Origin of the sequence: Streptomyces sp. NBC_00234 (assembly GCF_036195325.1) — a bacterium.
In the GTDB taxonomy this organism is placed as follows: domain Bacteria; phylum Actinomycetota; class Actinomycetes; order Streptomycetales; family Streptomycetaceae; genus Streptomyces.
The window spans coordinates 5,800,089-5,822,837 of record NZ_CP108101.1; the positions used below are offsets into that span (position 1 = coordinate 5,800,089).

23 protein-coding genes and 2 pseudogenes are annotated in these 22,749 nt (G+C 69.6%); 19 read left to right on the forward strand and 6 right to left on the reverse strand.

Annotated features, from left to right (window positions below; genetic code table 11):
- Window positions 1–3: 3 nt before the first annotated feature.
- Window positions 4–687: a 2-phospho-L-lactate guanylyltransferase gene (cofC, locus tag OG230_RS25610; protein WP_328906066.1), complete on the reverse strand. Its 684-nt coding sequence runs from the start codon at window positions 685–687 to the stop codon at window positions 4–6.
- A 149-nt stretch (window positions 688–836) separates the two neighbouring features.
- On the opposite strand from cofC, the gene OG230_RS25615 reads away from it, so the two are divergent.
- The 3 genes from OG230_RS25615 (at window position 837) to OG230_RS25625 (ending at window position 3,845) form a co-directional block, all read left to right on the forward strand.
- Window positions 837–1,589, forward strand: coding sequence for a lysophospholipid acyltransferase family protein (locus OG230_RS25615; protein WP_328906067.1), 753 nt, complete (start codon window positions 837–839; stop codon window positions 1,587–1,589).
- A complete protein-coding gene (locus tag OG230_RS25620; protein WP_328906068.1) occupies window positions 1,586–2,596 on the forward strand; it encodes an NAD(P)H-dependent glycerol-3-phosphate dehydrogenase in 1,011 nt (336 codons plus the stop codon). Before OG230_RS25615 ends, OG230_RS25620 begins: the two co-directional genes overlap by 4 nt.
- Window positions 2,597–2,672: 76 nt before the next feature.
- Window positions 2,673–3,845, forward strand: a complete 1,173-nt coding sequence (locus OG230_RS25625) for a D-alanine--D-alanine ligase family protein (RefSeq protein ID WP_328906069.1) — start codon at window positions 2,673–2,675, stop codon at window positions 3,843–3,845.
- Window positions 3,846–3,885: 40 nt separating this feature from the next.
- On the opposite strand, the gene OG230_RS25630 is transcribed toward OG230_RS25625, so the two are convergent.
- Window positions 3,886–4,374 carry a DUF3515 domain-containing protein gene (locus OG230_RS25630; RefSeq protein ID WP_328906070.1) on the reverse strand — a complete coding sequence of 163 codons (489 nt, stop codon included), beginning with the start codon at window positions 4,372–4,374 and terminating at the stop codon, window positions 3,886–3,888.
- Window positions 4,375–4,394: 20 nt separating this feature from the next.
- Window positions 4,395–4,628, reverse strand: a complete 234-nt coding sequence (locus OG230_RS25635) for an Lrp/AsnC family transcriptional regulator (protein WP_326785316.1) — start codon at window positions 4,626–4,628, stop codon at window positions 4,395–4,397.
- A 320-nt stretch (window positions 4,629–4,948) separates the two neighbouring features.
- On the opposite strand from OG230_RS25635, the gene OG230_RS25640 reads away from it, so the two are divergent.
- On the forward strand, window positions 4,949–5,920 hold the full coding sequence (locus OG230_RS25640) for a thiamine-phosphate kinase (RefSeq protein WP_328906071.1): 972 nt from the start codon (window positions 4,949–4,951) through the stop codon (window positions 5,918–5,920).
- 10 nt (window positions 5,921–5,930) lie between these two features.
- Window positions 5,931–6,740, forward strand: a complete 810-nt coding sequence (gene thiD, locus OG230_RS25645) for a bifunctional hydroxymethylpyrimidine kinase/phosphomethylpyrimidine kinase (protein ID WP_328906072.1) — start codon at window positions 5,931–5,933, stop codon at window positions 6,738–6,740.
- A gap of 88 nt (window positions 6,741–6,828) precedes the next feature.
- Here the strand turns inward: thiD and rpmB are convergent, their stop codons facing one another.
- The gene (rpmB, locus tag OG230_RS25650) at window positions 6,829–7,014 is read right to left on the reverse strand and encodes a 50S ribosomal protein L28 (protein ID WP_003965989.1); all 186 of its coding nucleotides are present in this window, start codon (window positions 7,012–7,014) and stop codon (window positions 6,829–6,831) included.
- A 259-nt stretch (window positions 7,015–7,273) separates the two neighbouring features.
- Here rpmB and OG230_RS25655 point away from each other — a divergent pair, with 259 nt between their 5' ends.
- From OG230_RS25655 to OG230_RS25700, 10 genes are all read left to right on the forward strand, one after another.
- Window positions 7,274–8,893 carry a DAK2 domain-containing protein gene (locus OG230_RS25655; protein ID WP_328906073.1) on the forward strand — a complete coding sequence of 540 codons (1,620 nt, stop codon included), beginning with the start codon at window positions 7,274–7,276 and terminating at the stop codon, window positions 8,891–8,893.
- Between the two features lie 58 nt (window positions 8,894–8,951).
- A complete protein-coding gene (gene recG, locus OG230_RS25660) occupies window positions 8,952–11,183 on the forward strand; it encodes an ATP-dependent DNA helicase RecG (RefSeq protein ID WP_328906074.1) in 2,232 nt (743 codons plus the stop codon).
- 90 nt (window positions 11,184–11,273) lie between these two features.
- Window positions 11,274–11,858, forward strand: a complete 585-nt coding sequence (gene rsmD / locus OG230_RS25665; RefSeq protein WP_328906075.1) for a 16S rRNA (guanine(966)-N(2))-methyltransferase RsmD — start codon at window positions 11,274–11,276, stop codon at window positions 11,856–11,858.
- A gap of 26 nt (window positions 11,859–11,884) precedes the next feature.
- A complete protein-coding gene (coaD, locus tag OG230_RS25670) occupies window positions 11,885–12,364 on the forward strand; it encodes a pantetheine-phosphate adenylyltransferase (RefSeq protein ID WP_328911531.1) in 480 nt (159 codons plus the stop codon).
- 97 nt (window positions 12,365–12,461) lie between these two features.
- The gene (locus OG230_RS25675) at window positions 12,462–13,535 is read left to right on the forward strand and encodes an ATP synthase F0 subunit B (RefSeq protein ID WP_328906076.1); all 1,074 of its coding nucleotides are present in this window, start codon (window positions 12,462–12,464) and stop codon (window positions 13,533–13,535) included.
- Window positions 13,536–13,742: 207 nt separating this feature from the next.
- Window positions 13,743–14,351: a YceD family protein gene (locus tag OG230_RS25680; RefSeq protein ID WP_328911532.1), complete on the forward strand. Its 609-nt coding sequence runs from the start codon at window positions 13,743–13,745 to the stop codon at window positions 14,349–14,351.
- A 2-nt stretch (window positions 14,352–14,353) separates the two neighbouring features.
- On the forward strand, window positions 14,354–14,527 hold the full coding sequence (rpmF, locus tag OG230_RS25685) for a 50S ribosomal protein L32 (protein ID WP_003965982.1): 174 nt from the start codon (window positions 14,354–14,356) through the stop codon (window positions 14,525–14,527).
- 19 nt (window positions 14,528–14,546) lie between these two features.
- A complete protein-coding gene (rnc, locus tag OG230_RS25690; protein WP_328906077.1) occupies window positions 14,547–15,374 on the forward strand; it encodes a ribonuclease III in 828 nt (275 codons plus the stop codon).
- A gap of 84 nt (window positions 15,375–15,458) precedes the next feature.
- Window positions 15,459–16,325 carry a bifunctional DNA-formamidopyrimidine glycosylase/DNA-(apurinic or apyrimidinic site) lyase gene (gene mutM, locus OG230_RS25695; protein WP_328906078.1) on the forward strand — a complete coding sequence of 289 codons (867 nt, stop codon included), beginning with the start codon at window positions 15,459–15,461 and terminating at the stop codon, window positions 16,323–16,325.
- Window positions 16,326–16,504: 179 nt separating this feature from the next.
- Window positions 16,505–16,951, forward strand: a complete 447-nt coding sequence (locus OG230_RS25700; RefSeq protein ID WP_443051376.1) for a DUF7144 family membrane protein — start codon at window positions 16,505–16,507, stop codon at window positions 16,949–16,951.
- Window positions 16,952–17,215: 264 nt separating this feature from the next.
- Here OG230_RS25700 and OG230_RS25705 read toward each other — a convergent pair whose 3' ends face one another.
- Window positions 17,216–18,091, reverse strand: coding sequence for a quinone oxidoreductase family protein (locus OG230_RS25705; protein WP_328906079.1), 876 nt, complete (start codon window positions 18,089–18,091; stop codon window positions 17,216–17,218).
- Between the two features lie 573 nt (window positions 18,092–18,664).
- Between OG230_RS25705 and OG230_RS25710 the strand changes: the two are divergent.
- Window positions 18,665–19,236, forward strand: a pseudogene (locus tag OG230_RS25710) (IS5 family transposase); the annotation flags it as partial.
- A gap of 12 nt (window positions 19,237–19,248) precedes the next feature.
- On the opposite strand, the gene OG230_RS25715 reads toward OG230_RS25710, so the two are convergent.
- Complete coding sequence (locus OG230_RS25715; RefSeq protein WP_328906080.1) at window positions 19,249–19,755, reverse strand: DinB family protein; 507 nt, start codon at window positions 19,753–19,755, stop codon at window positions 19,249–19,251.
- Between the two features lie 474 nt (window positions 19,756–20,229).
- Here OG230_RS25715 and OG230_RS25720 point away from each other — a divergent pair, with 474 nt between their 5' ends.
- The 3 genes and pseudogenes from OG230_RS25720 to OG230_RS25730 all read left to right on the forward strand — a co-directional run bounded on the left by OG230_RS25720 (window position 20,230) and on the right by OG230_RS25730 (window position 22,743).
- On the forward strand, window positions 20,230–21,687 hold the full coding sequence (locus tag OG230_RS25720) for an FG-GAP repeat domain-containing protein (RefSeq protein WP_328906081.1): 1,458 nt from the start codon (window positions 20,230–20,232) through the stop codon (window positions 21,685–21,687).
- Window positions 21,688–22,010: 323 nt separating this feature from the next.
- Window positions 22,011–22,274: pseudogene (locus tag OG230_RS25725) on the forward strand (tyrosine-type recombinase/integrase); the annotation flags it as partial.
- A gap of 58 nt (window positions 22,275–22,332) precedes the next feature.
- Window positions 22,333–22,743, forward strand: a complete 411-nt coding sequence (locus OG230_RS25730) for a hypothetical protein (protein WP_328906082.1) — start codon at window positions 22,333–22,335, stop codon at window positions 22,741–22,743.
- Window positions 22,744–22,749 lie beyond the last annotated feature (6 nt).

Genomic DNA, 22,749 nt, shown 5'->3' on the forward strand with positions numbered 1-22,749 from the left:
AGCCTATCGGTCCCGCGCGGGCGCGGCCGAAGCGCGCAGTCCGGCGGTGTGCGGGCCGACCCCGAGGGCCAGTGCCACCCGCAGATCGTCACCGGTGTCCACGTCCCGGCGGACGGAATCCAGCCCGGACAGCGTAATTTCCGCTGCTCCCGAAGCCAGATGTCTGGCCCTCGAAGGGCCACCGAATGCCGGACACAATTCGACTCCGGGCGCCGCCGACAGAAATGTCGTACCGATTCTCGCCGCATCCGTCACGAATGCACGGGGAAATGCGGCCGAAAAATCGAGCACCCGAGCCAATTCCTCGGGTCGGAGTGCGGGAAGATCCGCGTTGAGTGCGGCCACCGCCGCGCCGGCCCGCAGCGCCCGCACCGCACGCGCACCGTGGGACAGGGCCGCGTTGAGCCCGGCCGCCGGTGTGTCCGCCACGATGCGGGCTCCCAGTGCCGAAAGCGCCGCCCCGGCCACCGGATCGTCCGTGACGACCACCACATCCCGCACCCCCGGGCAGGCCAGTGCCGCGGCCACGGTGTCCTGGGCGAACGCCAGGGCCAGCCGGGGTCTCGGCAGGCCGCCCGCAGTCGGCCCCAGCCTGCTCTTGGCCCGCGCGAGCGGCTTCAGCGGGACGACCAGGGACCAGGACCCGGTCAGATCGGTGTTCGTGGCCATCTCCCCCTTCGTACGCATGGCGACTTATTCTCGCCTGCCGGTGCGACAACCCGGAGGTCCGGCCCGGAAGGCGGGGCGTACGGTGTTCTCGACAGAGCAGGGGCCTGGGGCGAGACTTGACCGTCAGTAGCCAGGCAGTAGGTCAGGTCTTAGAGGAAGGTGTCCGAGTGTCCCGCCGCAGAATCGGCTTCTGGTACCGCCTGGCGGCGGTCATCGCAAAGCCGCCATTGGTGGTCCTGTTCAAGCGCGACTGGCGGGGAATGGAACACATTCCGGCCGAGGGTGGATTCATCACCGCGGTCAACCACAACTCGTACCTGGACCCGCTTTCCTATGCGCACTTCCAGTACAACACCGGCCGGGTGCCGCGGCTGCTCGCGAAGGCGGGACTGTTCAGGACCCCCTTTGTCGGAATGATGCTGCGAGGCACCGGCCAGATCCCCGTGTACCGCGAGACGACCAATGCGCTGGACGCTTTCCGCGCCGCCGTCGACGCGATCGAGCGGGGCGAATGCGTGGCGTTCTACCCCGAGGGCACGCTCACCCGCGACCCCGAGATGTGGCCGATGGCCGGCAAGACCGGCGCCGCCCGCGTCGCGCTGCTGACCAGGGCGCCGGTCATCCCCGTCGCCCAGTGGGGCGCCAACCTCGCGATGCCGCCGTACGCCAAGGAGAACAAGTTCAGGTTCTTCCCCCGCAAGACCCTCCAGGTGCAGGCCGGTCCGCCGGTGGACCTCGACCGGTTCTACGAGCTGGAGGCGACGCCGGAGGTGCTGCGCGAGGCGACCGAGGTCATCATGGCCGCGGTCACCGCACAGCTGGAGGTCGTACGGGGCGAGAAGGCACCCGCCGAGCTCTACGATCACCGCAAGGCCCGCGCTGAGCAACGGCGCAAGGCAGAGGGAAAGGGACCCACGTGACGCACCCCGCAAAGGCAGCCGTCTTCGGAACCGGCTCATGGGGTACGGCCTTCGGCATGATCCTCGCCGACGCAGGCTGCGACGTGACCCTCTGGGGCCGTCGCGCGGAGGTCGCCGAGGCCATCAACACGACCCGTACCAACCCGGACTATCTGCCGGGCATCGAACTCCCCGCCTCGGTCCGCGCCACCACCGACCCCGCGGAAGCCCTGCGCGGCGCCGAGTTCGCGGTTCTCGCCGTGCCCTCGCAGACCCTGCGCGCCAACCTCGCGCACTGGGCCCCGCACCTGGACGACGGCACCGTCCTCGTCTCGCTGATGAAGGGCGTCGAACTCGGCACCGCCAAGCGGATGAGCGAGGTCATCGCCGACGTCACGAAGGTCACCGCGGACCGCATCGCCGTCGTCACCGGACCCAACCTCGCCAAGGAGATCGCCGAGCGCCGCCCCGCCGCCGCCGTCGTCGCCTGCCAGGACGAAGCGGTGGCCCAGCGCCTCCAGGCCGCCTGCCACACCCCGTACTTCCGCCCGTACACCAACACCGACGTGGTCGGCTGCGAACTCGGCGGCGCCGTGAAGAACGTCATCGGCCTGGCGGTCGGCATCGCCGACGGCATGGGTCTCGGTGACAACGCCAAGGGCTCCCTCATCACCCGCGGCCTCGCCGAGACCACCCGCCTGGGCCTGGCCATGGGCGCGGACCCGCTCACCTTCTCCGGACTCGCGGGCCTCGGCGACCTGGTGGCGACCTGCTCGTCCCCGCTCTCGCGCAACCACACCTTCGGCACCAACCTCGGCCGCGGGATGACGCTCCAGGAGGCGATCGCCGCCACCCGGCAGACCGCCGAGGGCGTCAAGTCCTGCGAGTCGGTGCTCGATCTGGCACGCCGGCACGGAGTCGACATGCCCATCACGGAGACCGTCGTCGGCATCGTCCACGAGGGCAAGCCGCCGGTGGTCGCGCTCAAGGAGCTGATGTCGCGCAGCGCCAAGCCCGAGCGGCACTGATCCGCTCCCGACGCGCCTCCCGCACGCTGTGCCTGCACTCCTCCCCACCGGGCCTGCAAGGTACGCTCATCGCGATATGAGCAGCGAGAACCTCCCCCAGAGCCCTGAGAGCCCCGAGAGCCCTGTGCAGGGCCGCAAGCCGCGGGTGGCCGTCGTGTTCGGCGGCCGAAGCTCCGAGCACGGCATCTCGGTCGTCACGGCCGGCGCCGTCATGAAGGCCATCGACCGGACCAAGTACGACGTCCTGCCGATCGGCATCACGACGGACGGCCGCTGGGCGCTCACCGCCGACGACCCCGCACGCATGGCCATCGCGGACCGCAAGGTGCCGAACGTGGACCAGCTCGCGGAGTCCGACCAGGGTGGTGTGGTGCTCTCCGTCGACCCCGGAAGCCGCGAAGTCGTCTACGCCGAACCGGGCGCGGTCCCCAAAGCCCTCGGCGAGGTCGACGTCGTCTTCCCGGTGCTGCACGGCCCCTACGGCGAGGACGGCACGCTCCAGGGCCTCCTGGAGCTCTCCGGAGTGCCGTACGTGGGCGCCGGTGTCCTGGCCTCGGCCGTCGGTCAGGACAAGGAGTACATGAAGCGGGTGTTCACCTCCTTCGGACTGCCCGTCGGCCCGTACGAGGTGGTGCGCCCCCGTGAGTGGGACAACGACCGTCCCACCGCCCGCAAGCGCATCGTGGAGTTCGCCGGCGAGCACGGCTTCCCGCTCTTCATCAAGCCCGCCCGCGGCGGTTCCTCGATGGGCATCACCAAGGTCGACGACCTCGCCGGTCTCGACGAGGCGATCGAGGAGGCCCGCCGCCACGACCCCAAGTTCCTTGTGGAGTCGCTGCTGCGGGGCCGCGAGATCGAGTGCGGTGTGCTGGAGTTCGAGGACGGTCCGCGCGCCAGCGTGCCCGCGGAGATCCCCCCGGTCACCTCGCACGACTTCTACGACTTCGAGGCCAAGTACATCGATTCGGCGGCCGGGCTGGTGCCCGCTCCGCTCACCGAGGAGCAGACCGCGGAAGTCCGGCGGCTCGCCGTCGACGCCTTCGAGGCCGCCTCCTGCGAGGGCCTCGTGCGCGCCGACTTCTTCCTCACCGACGAGGGCGACTTCGTCATCAACGAGATCAACACGATGCCGGGCTTCACGCCGATCTCCATGTACCCGCGGATGTGGCAGGAGACCGGCGTGGACTACCAGGAACTGGTGGACCGGCTGATCCAGGCGGCGCTGAACCGGTCCACGGGCCTGCGCTGACGACGCGAGCCCGTCGAGAAGGGTCCGTCCCGGTCAGGCACTAGAGGCTGTCCGGGACGGTCTTCCTGACGGGCTCCGCGAACTCTGCCAGCGGGGTGACGTCGTGGGCGTACTCGACCGGGAGCGTCACCTCCACATAAGCCTTGCGGTACGTGGTGGTGAACCGCGGACCGGCGTCCTCCCGCTGCTCCAGCAGCCAGTTGACGCCGTCCGCTTCGATCCCCTCGGACTGGGCGTCCTCCATCTTCGCGGGTCGGGGGACGCCGCAGCGCAGTACGATCGCCCCGTCTCCCCATCCGGCCGTCAGGTCGGAAGCCGGCTCGGGATCGTTCCGGTCCAGACCGGCGATGGTCTCCGGCAGCTCCTCGTGCAGCGCTTCGCAGTACGCGGCGGCCTCCGAGGACGGTGTGGGAACCGTGATCGTCGCCCGGGCGTCGCTGGAGGAGCAGCCCGCCGCGGCCAGGACGATCAGGGCAGCGGACGGAGCGAGGAACAGCGAACGGGGGAGCCGGCGGCCGGAGTACGTCACCGGCCCAGCCTAGACGGGGGTCAGAGGTGGACGACCGGGCAGGTCAGTGTTCGTGTGATGCCGTCCACCTGCTGGACCTTGGCCACCACCATGCGGCCGAGTGCGTCGACGGTGTCGGCCTGTGCGCGCACGATCACGTCGTAGGGGCCTGTGACGTCCTCTGCCTGAATGACTCCCGGGATTTTCGCGATGGTCTCGGCGACTGTCGACGCCTTGCCCACCTCTGTCTGAATAAGGATGTACGCCTGTACCACGGAACCTCCAGGGCGGCCACGAGGATCATGTGGGGGAAAGGGACGCCACGTTATCGCGTCGCCGCGGGCCACGGGGAGACCTGGGGGCCGGATGACGCCCACAGCGTGGCGTACGGAAGACAGAAGTTGACGTATCTCTTGACGGTACCGACAGCAGTGACGGCACGCGACCGCAAGCCCACCGGTGCAGAAGGGGGACAGACATGCCAGTACGTCCCGGGGCAGGCTGCCTCCGGCGGCCGACGGCCCACGGCCCGGGCCTCGGTCCGCTGAAGCAGCCCGGACAGGTGTCCGGTGCGATAAATGAGAGGTGAGACTCGGTGAAGGGAACCGTGGGCGAGTTGGGGGAGTTCGGGCTCATCAGAGAGCTCACTTCCCGGCTCACCACCACTCCGGCGGTACGGCTCGGACCCGGCGACGACGCCGCGGTCGTGGCCGCTCCCGACCGCAGGGTCGTGGCCAGTAGCGACATCATGTTGGAGGGGCGGCACTTCCGCCGTGACTGGTCGACGGCGTACGACGTCGGCCGCAAGGCAGCCGCGCAGAACCTCGCCGACATCGCAGCCATGGGCGCCGTGCCCACCGCGCTGCTGCTCGGCCTGGTCGTGCCCGCCGAACTCCCGGTCACCTGGGCGGGCGAGCTGATGGACGGCATCCGTGACGAGTGCCAGGTCGCGGGCGCGGCCGTGGTCGGCGGCGACGTCGTCCGCGGCGACGCGATCACCATCGCGATCACCGCGCTCGGTGATCTGCGCAATCACGAGCCCGTCACCCGGGCCGGCGCCCGGCCCGGCGACGTCGTCGCCGTCACCGGCTGGCTCGGCTGGTCCGCCGCGGGCTTCGCCGTGCTCTCCCGGGGCTTCCGCTCACCGCGCGCCTTCGTCGAGGCCCACCGGCGCCCGGAACCGCCGTACCACGCGGGCCCCGCGGCGGCCGGGCTCGGAGCCACCGCCATGACGGACGTCAGCGACGGACTCGTGGCGGACCTCGGGCACATCGCCGAGTCCAGCAAGGTCCGGATCGACCTGCGCTCCGGGCTCATCGACATCCCCTCGCAGATGTCCGACATCGGCCAGGCCGTCGGTGTCGACCCGCTGCAGTGGGTGCTGACCGGGGGAGAGGACCACGCGATCGTGGCCACGTTCCCGCCGGACGTGAAGCTTCCGGCCCGCTGGAAGGTGATCGGCGAGGTCCTCAACCCCTCGGCGCTGCCCCAGGTGACCGTCGACGGTGCGCCCTGGACCAGCAAGGGCGGCTGGGACCACTTCGGGGACATCGAGGACGCCCAGTAGATTGCCGCGTATGCCCATACGCACCGCTGTACCGCCTCGTGTCCTCACCGTCGCCGGGTCCGACTCCGGCGGCGGTGCGGGCATCCAGGCCGACCTCAAGACGATGCTGGCCCTCGGAGTGCACGGCATGAGCGTGCTCACGGCCGTGACCGCGCAGAACTCGCTGGGGGTCCAGGGCGCCTGGGAGCTTCCGGTGGAGGCCGTCCGCGCCCAGTACCGCAGTGTCGTCGACGACATCGGGGTCCAGGCCGTCAAGACCGGAATGCTCTCCTCGGCCGCCCTCGTCGAGACGGTCGCCGCACTCCTCGCGGACACGGACGCCCCCGTGGTCGTCGACCCGGTCGGGGTCTCCAAGCACGGTGATTCGCTGCTCGCCGCCGAGGCGCTGGAATCCGTACGGACGAAACTGCTGCCGGTCGCCACCGTGGCCACCCCGAACCTGGACGAGGTGGCGCAGCTCACCGGTATCACCGTCACCGACGAGTCCGGGATGCGGCGGGCCGCCGCCGGGATTCTTGTCCACGGGCCGCGCTGGGTGGTGATCAAGGGCGGGCATCTGCCGGGCGAGGCCGTGGATCTGCTCACGGACGGCGACGAGGAGCACTGGCTGCGTGCTCCCCGGCACGACAACCGGCACACGCACGGCACGGGCTGCACCCTCGCCTCCGCCATCGCGTCCGGTCTGGCGGTGGGCAGGGACGTACCTACGGCCGTCCGGGCCGCGAAGGAGTACGTCACCGGGGCGATCGCGGCGGGCTTCCCGCTGGGCGGCGGGATCGGCCCGGTCGATCACGGCTGGCTGACGCGTACGCAGGGCTGACCGGGCCCCACAGGGCACAGCAAAAGGCCGGTCCACCGAGGTGGACCGGCCTTTTGGGCAACCGGTAAGGCTGCGCTACGACGAAACGTCAGCGCGCGACCTTGCCGGCCTTGATGCACGAGGTGCAGACGTTGAGCCGCTTCGGCGTCCGCCCGACCACGGCACGCACGCGCTGGATGTTGGGATTCCAGCGACGAGACGTACGGCGGTGCGAGTGCGAAATGCTGTTGCCGAAGCTCGGCCCCTTGCCGCAAACGTCGCAGTTGGCAGCCACGGGTCACTCCAAAGACTTCAGATGCACTTACAGTGAATTCCGGCGCGCCGGATTCATTTGACTGAAGTGGCGGTACCGGAGGAATGGGCCCGACTCTCGCCGGGCAACCGAAGCAGCATACAACGGCTGCGTCGGAGATACGAAACTACCATGGCTTGCCCGGTCGCCCGCCCCGCCCCTGTCCCCGCCGGAGCCTCCGCCCGGGGGCTACTCTGCGGAGCAACCCGCTGCCGACGGCCGCTTCAAGGAGGACCATCAGGTGCCGCAGCTCCCCGACGATCTGGACGCCGTCGCGGTGCGCACCTGGTGCTCACTGGCACTGGAGGCACTGGGCCGGGAGCGCGAGGAGATCGACGCGATCAACGTCTATCCCGTCGCCGACGGGGACACCGGCACCAATCTCTATCTGACCGTGGAATCCGCCGCAGCGGCCGTGGAAGCGGTCTTCGCCGCCCATGAGACCGGTTCCTCCGTGGCCGGCCGGGCCGATGCCGTACGGGCCATGGCGCACGGTGCTCTGATCGGCGCCCGCGGGAACTCCGGCACCATCCTGGCGCAGCTGCTGCGCGGCATGGCCGGGGTACTGGCCGAGAGCGGTGACGCGGAACACCTGCGCGCGGCACTCACCAGGGCCGCCGCGGCAGCCAGGCAGGCCGTCGCCCATCCCGTCGAAGGGACGGTGCTGACCGTTGCCACCGCGGCGGCCGAGGCGGCGGAACGCACGGACGGGGCCGAGGGCCTCACGGCAGTGGTGGACGCGGCGTACCAGGGCGCGCGCATCGCACTCGCCGCCACCCCCGGACAGCTCGCCGTCCTCGGACAGGCGGGGGTCGTGGACGCGGGCGGACGGGGCCTGGTCGCCGTACTCGGCGCACTGCTGGAGGCCGTCTCCGGGCAGGCGCCGGAGCGGACGTCGTGGGCGGTGCCCGAGGTGCTGCCCAGGCCGGTGGACGACTGCGCGGCCGACGAGGACGGTCCGGCCTTCGAGGTGATCTACCTGCTGGAGGCCCGCGACGAGGCCGTCGACCGGCTGCGGACCCGGCTGGACGGACTCGGCGACTCCCTGGTCGTGGTGGGCGGCGACGGACTGTGGAACGTCCACGTCCATGTCGACGACGCCGGCGCCGCCGTGGAGGCCGGGGTCGAGGCCGGACGGCCGTACCGCATCCGCATCACCCACTTCGGCGCCGACCGGGTCCACGCCCACGCCGAGCCCGCCCAGCGCGGAGTCGTCGTGGTGGTCCCCGGCGACGGGCTCGCCGGGCTGTGCACGGAGGCGGGGGCGACCACCGTGCTCGCGCGGCCCGGAGAGCCGCCCGCCAGCGGCGAACTGGTCGACGCGATCCGCCGGGCGCACGCCCGCGAAGTGGTCCTCCTGCCCAACGACGCGATGCTGCGCCACACCGCCGGTGCCGCCGCAGAACAGGCCCGCGCCGAGGGCGTCCGGGTCGCCCTGATCCCCACCCGCGCTGCCGTCCAGGGCCTCGCGGCGCTCGCCGTCCACGAACCGGACCGCGGCTTCGACGAGGACGTGGTGGCCATGACCGCCGCCGCCGGCGCCACCCGGTACGCCGAACTCGCCGTCGCCGAACGGCAGTCGTGGACCATGGCGGGCATCTGCCAGGCCGGTGACATCCTCGGCCTGATCGACGGGGACGTCGCCGTCATCGGCGCCGACGTGCCCGCGACGGCCCGCACCGTCCTGGACCGGATGCTCGCGGCGGGCGGCGAACTCGTCACGCTGGTGCTGGGCGAGGACGTGCCGGACGCGCTGGCCGACGCGCTGGCGGAGCACGTACGAGAGGGGTATCTCGCCGTGGACACGGTGGTCTACCGGGGCGGCCGTCAGGTGGCACCACTCCTGATCGGCGTCGAGTAGGGGTCCGTCGGCCCGCCCTGGGGCGCCCGCCGGACATTTGTCAGTGGCGTGGTGTGCAATGGATCGCGTGTCTTCGTTCGATGAACCCCTGAAGAAGCTGCTCGGCGGAGCCACCGCGAAGGTGATGGCCGAACACCTCGACCTGCACACGGTCGGTGATCTGCTCCACCACTACCCGCGGCGGTACGAGGAGCGCGGCCAGCTCACGGCGCTGTCCGACCTCCCTCTGGACGAGCACGTGACCGTCGTCGCACAGGTCGCCGACGCGCGGATCATGGTGTTCAACAACGGCCGGGGCAAGCGCCTCGAAGTGACCCTCACCGACGGCAGCGGCCGGCTCCAGCTGGTCTTCTTCGGCCACGGCGTCCACAAGCCGCACAAGGACCTGCTGCCCGGCCGGCGGGCGATGTTCGCGGGCAAGGTCTCCGTGTTCAACCGGAAGATGCAGCTCGCACACCCCACGTACCAACTGCTCGACGCCGACCCGGCCGAGGCCACGGAGGCGGTCGACGCCTTCGCCGGGAAGCTGCTGCCGATCTATCCGGCCTGCAAGCAGCTCGACTCCTGGCGGATCGCCAAGGCCGTCGACACGGTGCTGCCCAGCGCGCAGGACGCCGTCGACCCGCTGCCGCCCACCCTGCGGGAGGGGCGTGGCTTCACGGCCCTGCCCGAGGCCCTCGTCAAGATCCACCGCCCGCAGACCAGGGCCGACATCGCGGACGCCAGGGACCGGCTGAAGTGGGACGAGGCGTTCGTCCTCCAGGTGGCGCTGGCCCGCCGCCGCTATGCCGACACCCAACTCCCGGCGGTGGCCCGCAGATCCGTGCAGGACGGCCTGCTCGACGCGTTCGACGCGAAGCTGCCGTTCACCCTCACCGAAGGCCAGGAGAAGGTCTCCGCGGAGATCTTCGGCGACCTGGCGACCGAACACCCGATGCACCGCCTCCTCCAGGGCGAGGTCGGCTCGGGCAAGACGATGGTCGCCCTGCGCGCCATGCTCGGCGTCGTCGACGCGGGCGGGCAGGCCGCCATGCTCGCGCCCACCGAGGTGCTCGCCCAGCAGCACCACCGCTCCATCACCGAGATGATGGGCGAGCTCGCCGAAGGCGGCATGCTCGGGGGCTCGGATCTGGGCACCAAGGTCGTGCTGCTCACCGGGTCCATGGGCGTCCCGGCCCGCCGCCAGGCCCTGCTCGACCTGGTCACGGGCGAGGCCGGCATCGTGATCGGCACGCACGCGCTGATCGAGGACAAGGTGCAGTTCCACGACCTGGGCCTGGTCGTCGTGGACGAGCAGCACCGCTTCGGCGTGGAGCAGCGCGACGCCCTGCGCTCGAAGGGCAAGCAGCCGCCCCATCTGCTCGTCATGACCGCCACCCCCATTCCCCGTACGGTCGCGATGACGGTCTTCGGTGACCTGGAGACCTCCGTACTGGACCAGCTCCCCGCGGGCCGTTCGCCGATCGCCAGTCATGTCGTCCCCGCCAAGGACAAGCCGCACTTCCTCAGCCGCGCCTGGGAACGGGTCCGCGAGGAGGTCGAGAACGGCCACCAGGCGTACGTCGTCTGTCCCCGCATCGGGGACGACGCCGACGAGGCGGCGGAGAAGAAGGGCAAGAAGGGGAAGAAGGGGGAGGACGCCAAGGGCGCGGCCCCCGAGGACGAGGGGGAGAAGCGGCCCCCGCTCGCCGTGCTGGAGATCACCGAGCAACTGCGCAAGGGGGCGCTCGCCGGGCTGCGGATCGAGGTGCTGCACGGCAGGATGCACCCCGACGACAAGGACGACGTGATGCGCCGCTTCGCCGCGGGGCAGGTCGACGTCCTGGTCGCCACGACCGTCATCGAGGTCGGGGTGAACGTCCCCAACGCCACCGCGATGGTGATCATGGACGCGGACCGCTTCGGCGTATCCCAGCTCCACCAGCTGCGCGGCCGTGTCGGCCGTGGCTCCGCGCCCGGTCTCTGCCTGCTGGTCAGCGAGGCCCACGAGGCGAGTCCCGCGCGGGCCCGGCTCTCCGCGGTCGCCGCCACCCTCGACGGCTTCGAACTCTCCCGGATCGACCTGGAGCAGCGCCGCGAGGGCGATGTGCTCGGCCAGGCCCAGTCCGGCGTCCGCTCCTCCCTGCGGGTGCTCAGCGTCATCGACGACGAGGAGGTCATCGCCGCCGCCCGCGAGGAGGCCGCCGTCGTCGTCGCCGCCGACCCGGACCTGGAGCACCTGCCGGAGCTGCGTACGGCTCTGGACGCGCTCCTGGACAAGGAGCGGGAGGAGTATCTCGACAAGGGGTGACCGGGGCCCGATCCGCCGGGACGCCATATCGTGGGTGCACGGCACGCGTACCGACCTGTGTGCCACCCGCGACCCTAGGGACAGACACTCATGACCCGCGTGATCGCCGGCTCGGCCGGCGGACGCCGCCTGGCAGTCCCGCCCGGGACCGGCACCCGCCCCACGTCCGACCGGGCGCGCGAGGGCATGTTCTCCACCTGGGAAGCGCTCCTCGGCACCCTGGAGGGCATCCGCATCGCGGATCTGTACGCGGGTTCCGGTGCCGTCGGCCTCGAAGCGCTCTCCCGCGGCGGGGTGCACGCCCTGCTCGTCGAGGCCGATGCCCGGGCCGTCCGCGTCGTGCGCGACAACGTCCGCACGCTCGGTCTCCCCGGCGCGGAGGTCCGGGCAGGCAAAGCCGAACAGATCGTGACAGGACCGGCGCCCGCCGACCCCTACGACGTGGTGTTCCTGGACCCGCCGTACGCCGTCACGGACGACGATCTCCGCGAGATACTCCTCACACTCCGTACGCAGGGCTGGCTCACCGACGATGCGCTCGCCACCGTGGAGCGCAGCACCAGAGGCGGAGAATTCAACTGGCCCAAGGGATTCGAGCCACTGCGGGCCCGTCGCTACGGCGAGGGCACGCTTTGGTACGGTCGCGCCGCCTCTACGTGCGAAGACGCACGATGACCGGACCGGAGAGCGAGGGAATCAAGTTGCGCCGCGCCGTCTGTCCGGGGTCATTCGACCCCATCACCAACGGACATCTCGACATCATTGGCCGTGCCTCGAAGCTGTACGACGTCGTACACGTCGCGGTGATGATCAACCAGTCCAAGCAGGGACTGTTCACGGTGGAGGAGCGGATCGAGCTGATCCGCGAGGTCACCGCGGACTTCGGCAACGTCGAGGTCGAGTCCTTCCACGGCCTCCTGGTCGACTTCTGCAAGCAGCGCGACATCCCGGCGATCGTGAAGGGCCTGCGGGCCGTCAGCGACTTCGACTACGAGCTGCAGATGGCCCAGATGAACAACGGCCTCTCCGGCGTCGAGACGCTCTTCGTGCCGACCAACCCCACGTACAGCTTCCTGTCGTCCTCCCTGGTCAAGGAAGTGGCGACCTGGGGCGGCGACGTCTCCCATCTGCTGCCGCCCAGGGTCCACGAGGCGCTCACGGAGCGTCTGGGTCAGAAGTGAAGCGCTGACCGTCCGTCACCAGGTGTCGGACGGGAGCCGACTGGCCTTACAGTCGTCCCGTCCGTCTCCAACAGCAGCAGAGAGTGGCGAGCACACGGTGGACGTGCAGAAGAAGCTCGACGAAATCGTCGAATCGGTGGGGAACGCCCGGTCCATGCCCATGTCGGCGTCGTGCGTGGTCAACCGCGCCGAGCTGCTCGCTATGCTCGAAGAGGTACGGGAGGCCCTGCCCGGCTCCCTCGCCCACGCCCAGGAGCTGATCGGCGGACGCGAGCAGCTGGTCGAGCAGGCCCGCCAGGAGGCCGAGCGGATCATCGAGTCCGCCCATGCCCAGCGCGGCTCGCTGGTCTCGGACACGGAGATCGCCCGCCGGTCCCAGGACGAGGCCGACCGCATCCTGACGGAGGCCCGCAAGGAGGCCGAGGAGGTCAGGGCGGAGGCCGACGAGTACGTCGACAGCAAGCTCGCCAACTTCGAGGTCGTCCTCACCAAGACCATCGGCTCCGTCGACAGGGGCCGCGAGAAGCTCCTCGGCCGTGGCCAGGGCTACGACAGCCAGGGGTACGAGGACCCGGACTTCGCCGAGGCGCCGGAGCGCAGCGCGGACCCGGAGACCCTCCAGCGGCGGGCCGACGACTACGTCGACACCAAGCTCGGTGCCTTCGAGGCCGTACTCGCCAAGACCCTGGAAGCGGTCGGCCGGGGTCGCCAGAAGCTGCACGGCCGGGTCGCCACCGACGATCTGGGGGCGCACATGGCCGCCCAGGACGCGGCGGGCAGCCAGGGGCACACCAGCGACGAGGACCACTGGGCCGGTCTGGCCGACCTGGCCACTCCGGACCAGACGCCCCAGCAGCCCCACTTCCCGGTCCAGGCACAGCCGGACTTCCCGGTCCAGCAGGAGCCGCAGTACGCGCAGACGTACGCGTACCAGGACCAGCCGCTCCAGCAGGACGCCTACGGATACCAGCAGCAGCCCGACCCGTACGCGGCCTACGCGCAGCAGGGCTACGACCCGAACCAGGGCCAGCCCCAGCAGGACTACGGCTGGCCGCAGCAGCCGGCCCAGCCCCCGGTGCAGCAGGGTGAGAGCGCGCTCGACGAGACCAGTCTCTTCGACACCAGCATGATCGATCTGGAGCAGCTGCGCCGCTACGAGCAGGGGCGCTGACCGGAACGCTCCGGAGCGCGCGGGACCCGATTGGGTGCTGGGCGGTGCGTCCAGTATCCTGGCCATTCGGTCGCGCCTATGTCCGCGATTCCGGCTGCCCGCTTCTCACTCGAATCCGGGACAGCCTTCCCCGGCGCAGCGCGATGCACACATGACTCGAAAGCAGGAAAAGCCCTGAACGGCCACCTCGACCACCGCAACCCTCTCGTGTTCGATACGCGCGAGCTGGGTCGGCGTCCTGGTGCCCTCAAGCGGCTGACCCGCTCGGTGGAGGCACCCAAGGACCTGGGTATCGACGGAGTCATCGGTGTGCCGGAAGGCGCGCCCGTGGCGCTGGATCTCCGCCTGGAGTCGGTCATGGAAGGGGTGCTTGTCACAGGCACCGCCCGTGCAACGGCCGAAGCGGAGTGCGTAAGGTGTCTGGAGCCGCTGAGCCGAGAGGTCTCGGCGGACTTCCAGGAGATGTTCTCGTACCCTGACGCCGATGACCGGGGCCGCAGCAGGACTGCGGAGCCGGTCGACGACGCCGAGGACGACGAGGACAGGTTCTTCCTCGAGGACGGCTTGTTCGACCTCGAGTCTGTGCTGCGTGACGCGGTGGTGCTCGCACTGCCGCTGCAGCCGGTGTGCAAGGAGACCTGTGCCGGTCTGTGTTCCGAATGCGGAATCAGGCTGGACGAGAATCCCGGCCACCACCACGATGCCGTCGACATTCGTTGGGCGGCACTGCAAGGACTCGCCGAGACCGTTCAGGACGGCGAGAAGGACAACATGGGCGGCGCCGAAGCAGGCGTCGACGAGAAGCAGGAGAAGTAGCCGTGGCTGTTCCGAAGCGGAAGATGTCGCGCAGCAACACGCGCCACCGCCGGTCGCAGTGGAAGGCTGCGGTCCCCACCCTGGTTTCGTGCGAGCGTTGCCAGGAGCCGAAGCTCCAGCACATTGCGTGCCCGAGCTGCGGCACCTACAACAAGCGCCAGGTCCTCGAGGTCTGAGCGGCTGGTGAGAGGCCCGATGTCTGAGTTGTCCAGCGCCAAGAAGCAGGCAGACAACGTCAACACAGCCTCGTCCCACACGCTTCTGGAAGGGCGGCTCGGGTATCACCTCGAGTCCGCCCTTCTGGTGCGTGCGCTGACCCACCGTTCGTACGCATACGAGAACGGCGGTCTGCCCACCAACGAGCGGCTCGAATTCCTCGGGGATTCGGTGCTCGGCCTGGTGGTCACGGACACGCTGTACCGAACCCACCCCGACCTGCCCGAAGGCCAGCTGGCCAAGTTGCGGGCCGCGGTGGTCAACTCGCGTGCACTTGCGGAAGTGGGCCGCGGCCTCGAACTCGGCTCCTTCATCCGGCTCGGCCGCGGTGAAGAGGGCACGGGTGGCCGGGACAAGGCTTCCATCCTCGCCGACACACTGGAAGCAGTGATCGGTGCCGTCTATCTCGACCAGGGCCTCAGTGCGGCCTCTGAGCTGGTTCACCGGCTCTTCGACCCGCTGATCGACAGGTCCTCAAGCCTCGGCGCCGGCCTGGACTGGAAAACCAGCCTCCAGGAGCTCACCGCGAGCGAGAGCCTCGGGGTTCCCGAGTACCTCGTCACGGAGACCGGTCCGGATCACGAGAAGACCTTTACTGCTGCTGCTCGCGTCGGTGGTGTCTCGTACGGCACCGGCACCGGCCGTAGCAAGAAGGAAGCGGAGCAACAGGCGGCGGAGTCCGCCTGGCGCGAGATCAGCGCCGACGCGGAAGCGCGACAGGCAGCGGCGAAGGCCGCCGCCGAGGCAGGGGTCGCCGACACTCCTGCCGAACCGTCGCCGCCGAACACGGACGTCGCTCCGGCCTGAACCATGAGGAAGCCCCTCGGTGCCCTGGTGCACCGGGGGGTTTTCCCTGTCCAGCACCGCCCAGTTCTCCCGAGGAGCGTCACCGTGCCCGAGCTGCCCGAGGTCGAAGTCGTACGGCGGGGTCTGGAGCGCTGGGTCACCGGTCGCACCGTCGGCGCGGTGGAGGTGCTGCATCCGCGTGCGGTACGCCGGCACCTCGGGGGCGGGCCGGACTTCGCGGCCCGGCTGCGCGGAATCCGCTTCGGCACGGCCATGCGGCGGGGCAAGTACCTGTGGGTGCCGCTCGACGACATGACCTTCTCGCTCCTGGGCCACCTGGGGATGAGCGGCCAACTGCTCGTACAGCCGCAGGACGCCCCCGACGAGAAACATCTGCGGATCAGGATCGCCTTCGACGACGCTCTCGGCACCGAGCTGCGCTTCGTCGACCAGCGGACCTTCGGCGGGCTCTCGCTCCACGAGAACACTCCGGAGGGGCTGCCCGACAGCATCGCGCACATCGCCCGCGACCCGCTCGACCCGGCCTTCGACGACGCGGCGTTCCACACCGCGCTGCGGCTGCGCCGCACGACGGTCAAGCGCGCGCTGCTCGACCAGACCCTGATCAGCGGTGTCGGCAACATCTACGCGGACGAGGCCCTGTGGCGGTCGCGGCTGCACTACGAGCGGCCGACCGCGACCCTCACCCGCCCCACGACGGCCACCCTGCTCGGGCACGTCCGGGACGTCATGAACGAAGCCCTCGCGCAGGGCGGCACCAGCTTCGACAGCCTGTACGTCAATGTGAACGGGGAGTCCGGCTACTTCGACCGGTCACTGGACGCGTACGGACGCGAGGGGGAGCCGTGCCACCGCTGCGGCACGCCGATCCGCCGCCGCGCCTGGATGAACCGCTCCAGCTACTACTGCCCGCGCTGCCAGAGGCCGCCCCGCGCCCAGACCGCGTCGTAGCGCCCGCGGGCTTCGAGGACCACGGGCCTCCTGCCCCTCCTGGCTCCCCGAGTCGGGCATTGGCATGTTCGCCGCCGCAGCTCGGGATGCCGGTGGGGTGCCGTCGTGCCACGCTGGAAGGGATCTTGCCGATCCGACAGCTCGGCTGACGTATGGCCCTGCCACCCAGGGAGTCCGCGATGCCCAGTGACACCATCCCGCCCCCAACGGCCGGTACCGACCCGAGCCCGTGGCACGCGCGCGTATCGGGTACCACCGTCTTCGCCGCAGCACTGATGATCTTCGGTGGTGCGATGGCGCTCTTCGAAGGAATCGCGGCCCTCGCCAAGGACGACCTGTTCGTCGCGACGCGCCACTACGTGTTCGAGTTCAGCCTGACGGGCTGGGGCTGGGTGCACCTGATCCTGGGCATCGTCGTCATCCTTGCCGGCTGCGCCGTGCTCACCGGAGCCCTGTGGGCACGCTTCCTCGGTGTGGCCGTGGCGGGGCTCAGCGCGATCGCCAACTTCCTGTGGGTGCCGTACTACCCCTTCTGGGCCCTGACGTTGGTCGCCGTGAACATCTTCGTCGTCTGGGCGCTGTGCACGGGTATGCACAGAGAAGCCGGCGACGGACGACCCGCCTGAGCGGACGCGCCGGGCGAATGCCGCCTGGACAGGAGCAGGAGCCCGCTGTCTCAGAGGCCGAAGAACTGAGGCCCTGTCCCCTCAACCTGTGGAATTCCGCCTATACACAGGGCGCTTCAGTCCCCGTTGGGGCTCGTGTGGACGGTCACGTAATCCCCCAGGTCTGTGATCACGTAGTTCCCCACCTGCCGGCCCCGTCACCAAAGGGCTGTACCGAGCGGCCAGAGCTCGACTGACCGGTTCTGGTTGCAGGGCGGTGTGGGGTCAGCCGAGCGAGAGAAGGAATTTCCCTCGGCCTGTACCCGTCTCCAGCAGCTGATGTGCCTTTGCTGCCTCGGCCAGGGGCAGGGTCTCCGTCACCCCGGCCCGGATCCGACCCGCCGCGAGCAGCCGGAGCGCCTCGGCGAGGTACTCGCCGATCTGCTCGGGAGCCCGACGGGCGAGGTCGCCGATGTTGAACCCGGCGATGGCTCGGTTGCCCTTCCACAAGTCCCATACGGAGGCGGTCCACTGCTCGTGCCGACCGAGGTCTCCGTAGGCCACCAGGCGGCCGAACGGCGCCAGCATGGTCAGGCTCTGCTCCCGGATCGGCCCGCCGACAGGGTCGAGGACCAGGTCCACGCCCCGGCCGCCGGTCACCTCGGCCAACTGCTCCGCGAAGCCTTCGCGCAGGAAAACGGCGTCGTAGCCCAGCTCGGCGGCGTACGGAATCTTCTCCGCCGAACCGGTCGTGCCGTACACCCGGCCGGCCCCCAGCTCCCGGGCCAGTTGCGCAGCCGCAAAGCCCACTCCTCCCGCCGCGGAGTGAATCAGCACGTCTTCCCCCTCCCGCAGCCGTCCGGCGTCCTTGAGCACGCCGAAGGCCGGCAGGTAGGCCGCAACCGGCTCGCCGAGCGCCAGCCCGCTCACCCCCGCACCGAGCGCGACGACCGTCCCGGCCACCTCCAGGCCGGGTATGTCCACTCCGCCCGGCCCGTCCGGGGCGCCGAACTCACCCCGGCGGTGCTGGATCTCGGCGAAATTGACGCCCGCGAAGGCGACCCGCACAGCGACCTGGCGTGGAGCCGGCACCGGCTCGGGCAGATCCAGCTCCTCCAGTACCTCGACTCCTCCATTGCCCCGGAACCCGACCGCCCGCATCCAACGCTCCCTCGTCGTCATGGCCCCCCGGCGGTGGCCGTGCGGGGGGCAACAACTCAAGTGATCTCGATATTCCGTGCCGCAGAATTGCATGACCGTCGACAGCTCTGGGAGCGAGATAGGCCGCTGGAAACTCTGAAACTCTCTGTGATGGCGCCGCTCGACGCCGAGCCTGTCACCACCAGAAGAGACCACCCGACGCCGCACCCATCGAACAGCAAGAGGAGCACGCGGCCCTGGTGCTCCTCTTGCTGTTCGACGGCGTTGAGCCCGGCTATCCGAGATGAGCCCGACCCGCCCCGACTGAAAGGCCGTCCGCAGGTACGACAGAGCAGCAGATGACATTGGTGCTTGCGGACGTCCGGCCCCGCCTCCTGCTGGGTGGCGCAGCGAGGCTTTTCAGCCGGGGGCAGGAGGCGTTCCGCTTAAGGTGCCGTTCCCCTCTTACTAGAGAGTTGAGGGGAGACAGCGTCCGTAGCGTCCGCACAGGGCAGCGCATCAGCTCTGACCTGCACAAAGACTTTGGACGCTAAACAAAATGTTTAGCGTCCGCAGCGTCCGCAACGACTTCCCCGGGCCCATCAACACGCTGCCGGAGCACGCAGAAAGCCTCCGCGGTTGCCGGGGAAAGGCGCACACCTCGGCAGCACCGCCCCGATGAGGGACTCGGATGCCCCCGGGGCGGTCTGACCTGCAAAATCCACCTCGCCGGTGAGGGCGGACGCCGCCCGCTGGCCCTGTTCATCACCCCGGGCCAGTGGGGCGACGCCCCGCGGTTCATCCCGGTCATGGAGCGTGTCCGTGTCGCCCGCCTGGACGGTGGGCGACACCGGACTCGGCCTGACCATCTCGGCGTCGACAAGGCGTACTCGTCCCGCCGCAACCGCCGCTACCTGCGACGACGCCAGATCAAGCACACCATCCTCGAGCCGAAGAACCAGCGGGCCAACCGCCAAGCCCGCGGCAGCAAGGGCGGCCGCCCCGTCGGCTTCGACAAGACGAGCTACAAGCGCAGGAACGAAGTTGAGCGAACGATCAACGCGCTGAAGAACTCCCGGGCCGTGGCCACGAGATTCGACAAGCGCGCCTACATCTTCCATGGCACCGTCACGCTCGCCTCGATCAGACTCTGGCTCCGCCCATGATCTCTCCCGGATCTAGTAGCCGGTTGTGCCGTCGAGCATCTCGCGCAGGATGTCCAGGTGGCCGTTGTGGCGGGCCGTCTCCTCGGTGAGGTGGTGCAGGATCCAGCGCAGGTCAACGTGGAGGCCGTTACGGATGGTTCCCTGGGCCTGCTTGTCCAGGTCGTTCCCGGCGACCAGTTCGCGGTATCGGGCGCTCTGTTCGGCGTATTCGTCGAGCAGCTGCGTGAGGGGGAAGTCGACGGCGATTCGCATCTCGCGGTCGGGGTCCTCGTCGGTCATGGGGGCCCGGTCTTCCTCGCCGAGGAAGATCACCTGGAACCAGTAGTACTCGACCCAGCGGAGGTGGTTGATCACTCCGCTCATGGTCATCAGCGGTGAGCCCGGCAGGAGCGCCTTGCGGGCGTTCTCCGCAGAGACGCCTTCGCACTTGGCGCGAGCGGTGCCACGTGCGTAGTCGAGAAACGTGGTGAGCTGGGTGCGCTCGTCCCACGCGGGCGGCGTGTCATCGATTCTGGTCATCGCGCGAAGCGTCCTCGATCACTGCGACCCATGTCGAGGGATTTATCGACGACCCCGACCTGCTTCACCCAGTTCCTTGTCCGGCGGGTCGATACAGCGATCCAGCGCCGGTGGGCGCTGACCTGCGGAACTCTCAGAAGCCGAAGAACTGACCTCCCGACGGAGCGACCTGCGAGGTTGCACCCCCTCTCGTCTCTGACCTGCGGCTGAACGCTTCGGCTTGGTGAACGTTGGTGGTTGGTGAGCGGCCCTTGCCGGGGCAGGTGGCGGGCACGGACGGCTCGGCCGAGGGATCTCCGGGGCACGTGCGGCGGGGCTGAACCGTCGCCTCTTGATCACATGTGTCCGACGGGTACAACCCTTGGCCGGATCCGGCTGTCTGTACGTGTGCAGATCAACTGCATTCGAATGTGCGACGGCTGCCGGGTAAACGTGACCGGAACTGTCCGCGCACTCTCCCGCTAAGGAGCCCGCGTGGCATCCCGTGCACTCGGCACCGGTGTGGTCCTCGCCCTCACCATGGCGTCCACACTCGTCGCCCTGCCCACCGCCCAGGCCACGGCGCCGTCCGGCCCTGCACAGGCGACGACCGCCCTGCCGGGGAAGAAGAGCGACTTCAACGGCGACGGCTACGCCGACCTGGCCTTCACCGCGCCCGGGGCCACCGTCGACGGCCTCGCGGGCGCCGGATACGTCGGCGTCGTCTACGGGTCCGCCACCGGCCTGAAGACCGCCACCAAGCAGGTTCTCACCCAGAACTCGGCCGGCATACCCGACGCGGCCGAGGCCTCGGACGCGTTCGGCACCAACATCGTCTCGGCCGACCTCGACCAGGACGGCTACGCCGACCTGGTGGTCGGTACGTGGAGAGAGTCCGTCGGTACCGTCTCCGGGGCAGGCTCCCTGACCGTCGTCTGGGGCGGTGCGGGCGGGCTTTCGGGCGGCGCCACGCTCCTGACGGGCGAGACCAATAACTACGTGGGCAGCCAGCTGGTCGTCGGCGACTTCAACGGGGACGGCAGCCAGGACATCGGCACGACGCGCGCCTCCGTCGTCCAGTTCCTGAAGGGTCCGTTCACCCGCCAGGGCTCGGCAGCCGGCATCACTGCGGTGTCTGCGGACTACCACCACGGGTGGTTCGACATGGCGGCGGGCGACCTCAACGGCGACGGCTTCGACGAGATCGTCGGTGTCTCCGGTGGCGAGGACTACCGGGTCGCCACCATCGCTACCGGCGGCCCCACGGGCCCCGGGCCGTTCGTCGATATGAGGCACAGCGACGTACGGCGCTTCGAAGGTGGCGAGACCGTCGCCATCGGCAACGTCAACGGTGACGCATACGCCGACATCGTCGTGGGCCGCGACGACGGCCTGGACGGCGACGAGGACTTCCCGTTCTCCTTCGGCGGCATGATCACGTACGTGCCCGGCGGCGCCACGGGCCCCCAGGTCGGCAAGTCGAAGATGATGAACCAGGACTCGACGGGCGTGCCCGGTGCAGCCGAGTACCTCGACGGGTTCGGTTCGTCCCTCTCCATCGCCGACACCAACGGTGACGGCTTCGGCGAGGTCGCCGTCGGCGTCCCGAACGAGGCCCTCGAAACCACCAAGGGGGCCGGCGGCATCGTGATCCTGCCCGGCACGGCGGCCGGGCCGACCGGCACCGGTTCCACGGGCTTCAACCAGACCACCGCAGGTATCACCGGCACCGCGGAGGCGGGCGACTTGTTCGGCGGGGCCGCCGCCTTCATCGACGGCAACAAGGACGGTCGCGCCGAGCTGGCCGTCAGCGCGCCCGGGGAGAACGCCGGAGAGGGTTCCATGTGGGTCATCCCCTCCATGAAGACCGGCACCGGCTCCTTCACCTTCGGCCACGCCACTCTCGGCACCGTGGCGGTGAAGGCCGCCCTCGGGGCGTCCATCAACCGCTGACGACAAGCTGATAGTCCAGAGACGACCGAGGAGTCCCGACCGTCGTAGGAGGTCGGCCCCACTACGCACAGCACTGAGCGTTCTTGCGGCTTTGTCGCTTGTCTTGTCGTTCGTTGGCGCGCAGGTCAGGCGGCGTTTCGCCCCATCGAGCCGGTTGCCCTCGTCACCTCACGACAAGCGACAAGACAAGCGACAAGCTGGAGAGACCGACCCTTTCGGGCTGGCGTCCATCGAGTGCCTACCGCCACAGTTCCTGGACACCGAGGGACGGCCGCAGGCTGCAGATCCTCACGGCGCCTTCCAGCGAGGGCGTCCCCCTAGGAGCCTGGCAACCACCAATGGCCAGTGTTGGTACCACACCCGAGCGCTTCGCGAGAAGACTCGCGGACCTCCCCAAGGTTCGCGACAACGGCACGCACGCGCTCAGGCACTTCTACGCGTCGGTGCTCCTGGACGCGGGGGAGAGCATCAAGGCGCTCAGCGAGTACCTGGGGCACCACGACCCCGCATTCACGCTACGGACTTACACCCACCTCATGCCCGCGATCGATGACGTCTTCCGGGGGCCTGGCAGGCCGCGAGCTTGACGGGAACTGCGATCGGACTGGCTGCGTCTTCCGGCGCGGACCAAGAGGAGAGTGAGCGATGGCCACGTGGCTGGCGCCGGTGCTAGGGCTTGTAGGCGCTTTCATGGGCGCAGCGTTGGCACCATGGATGAACGCTCATCTGGGATGGCGGCGTACTCGGCGAGAGGCGTTCAACGCAGCGATTTCTGCACTGAGGATCGCGCAGGCGGCACGACACTTCGCGCAGGATGTCCCTGCCCACTACGTGGGAGGCGACGCGGCCACGGTTGAGGCATACAACCAACGGTTGAGGGAGAGGGGCATCGACCGCTTCGTCGACTCGATGTACGAAGCGAAGGTGGCGCTAGCAGCCCTTGCGTCCTTCCACCCAGTCAGCGGTGACCTTGATAGGTGGGAAATCACGGAGCCGGACGCCGCCAGGATGTTGGCTGAGCTGCTGCGGGAACGAAGGCGCCTCAGGTTGGCGTAGGAGCAG

Bases quoted from the DNA above. Each gene is read 5' to 3' on its own strand.
- cofC (WP_328906066.1), bottom strand. From the start codon at position 687: ATGCGTACGAAGGGGGAGATGGCCACGAACACCGATCTGACCGGGTCC.
- OG230_RS25625 (WP_328906069.1), top strand. From the start codon at position 2,673: ATGAGCAGCGAGAACCTCCCCCAGAGCCCTGAGAGCCCCGAGAGCCCT.
- thiD (WP_328906072.1), top strand. From the start codon at position 5,931: ATGCCCATACGCACCGCTGTACCGCCTCGTGTCCTCACCGTCGCCGGG.
- recG (WP_328906074.1), top strand. From the start codon at position 8,952: ATGGATCGCGTGTCTTCGTTCGATGAACCCCTGAAGAAGCTGCTCGGC.
- rsmD (WP_328906075.1), top strand. From the start codon at position 11,274: ATGACCCGCGTGATCGCCGGCTCGGCCGGCGGACGCCGCCTGGCAGTC.
- rnc (WP_328906077.1), top strand. From the start codon at position 14,547: ATGTCTGAGTTGTCCAGCGCCAAGAAGCAGGCAGACAACGTCAACACA.
- OG230_RS25700 (WP_443051376.1), top strand. From the start codon at position 16,505: ATGCCCAGTGACACCATCCCGCCCCCAACGGCCGGTACCGACCCGAGC.
- OG230_RS25705 (WP_328906079.1), bottom strand. From the start codon at position 18,091: ATGCGGGCGGTCGGGTTCCGGGGCAATGGAGGAGTCGAGGTACTGGAG.
- OG230_RS25715 (WP_328906080.1), bottom strand. From the start codon at position 19,755: ATGACCAGAATCGATGACACGCCGCCCGCGTGGGACGAGCGCACCCAG.
- OG230_RS25730 (WP_328906082.1), top strand. From the start codon at position 22,333: ATGGCCACGTGGCTGGCGCCGGTGCTAGGGCTTGTAGGCGCTTTCATG.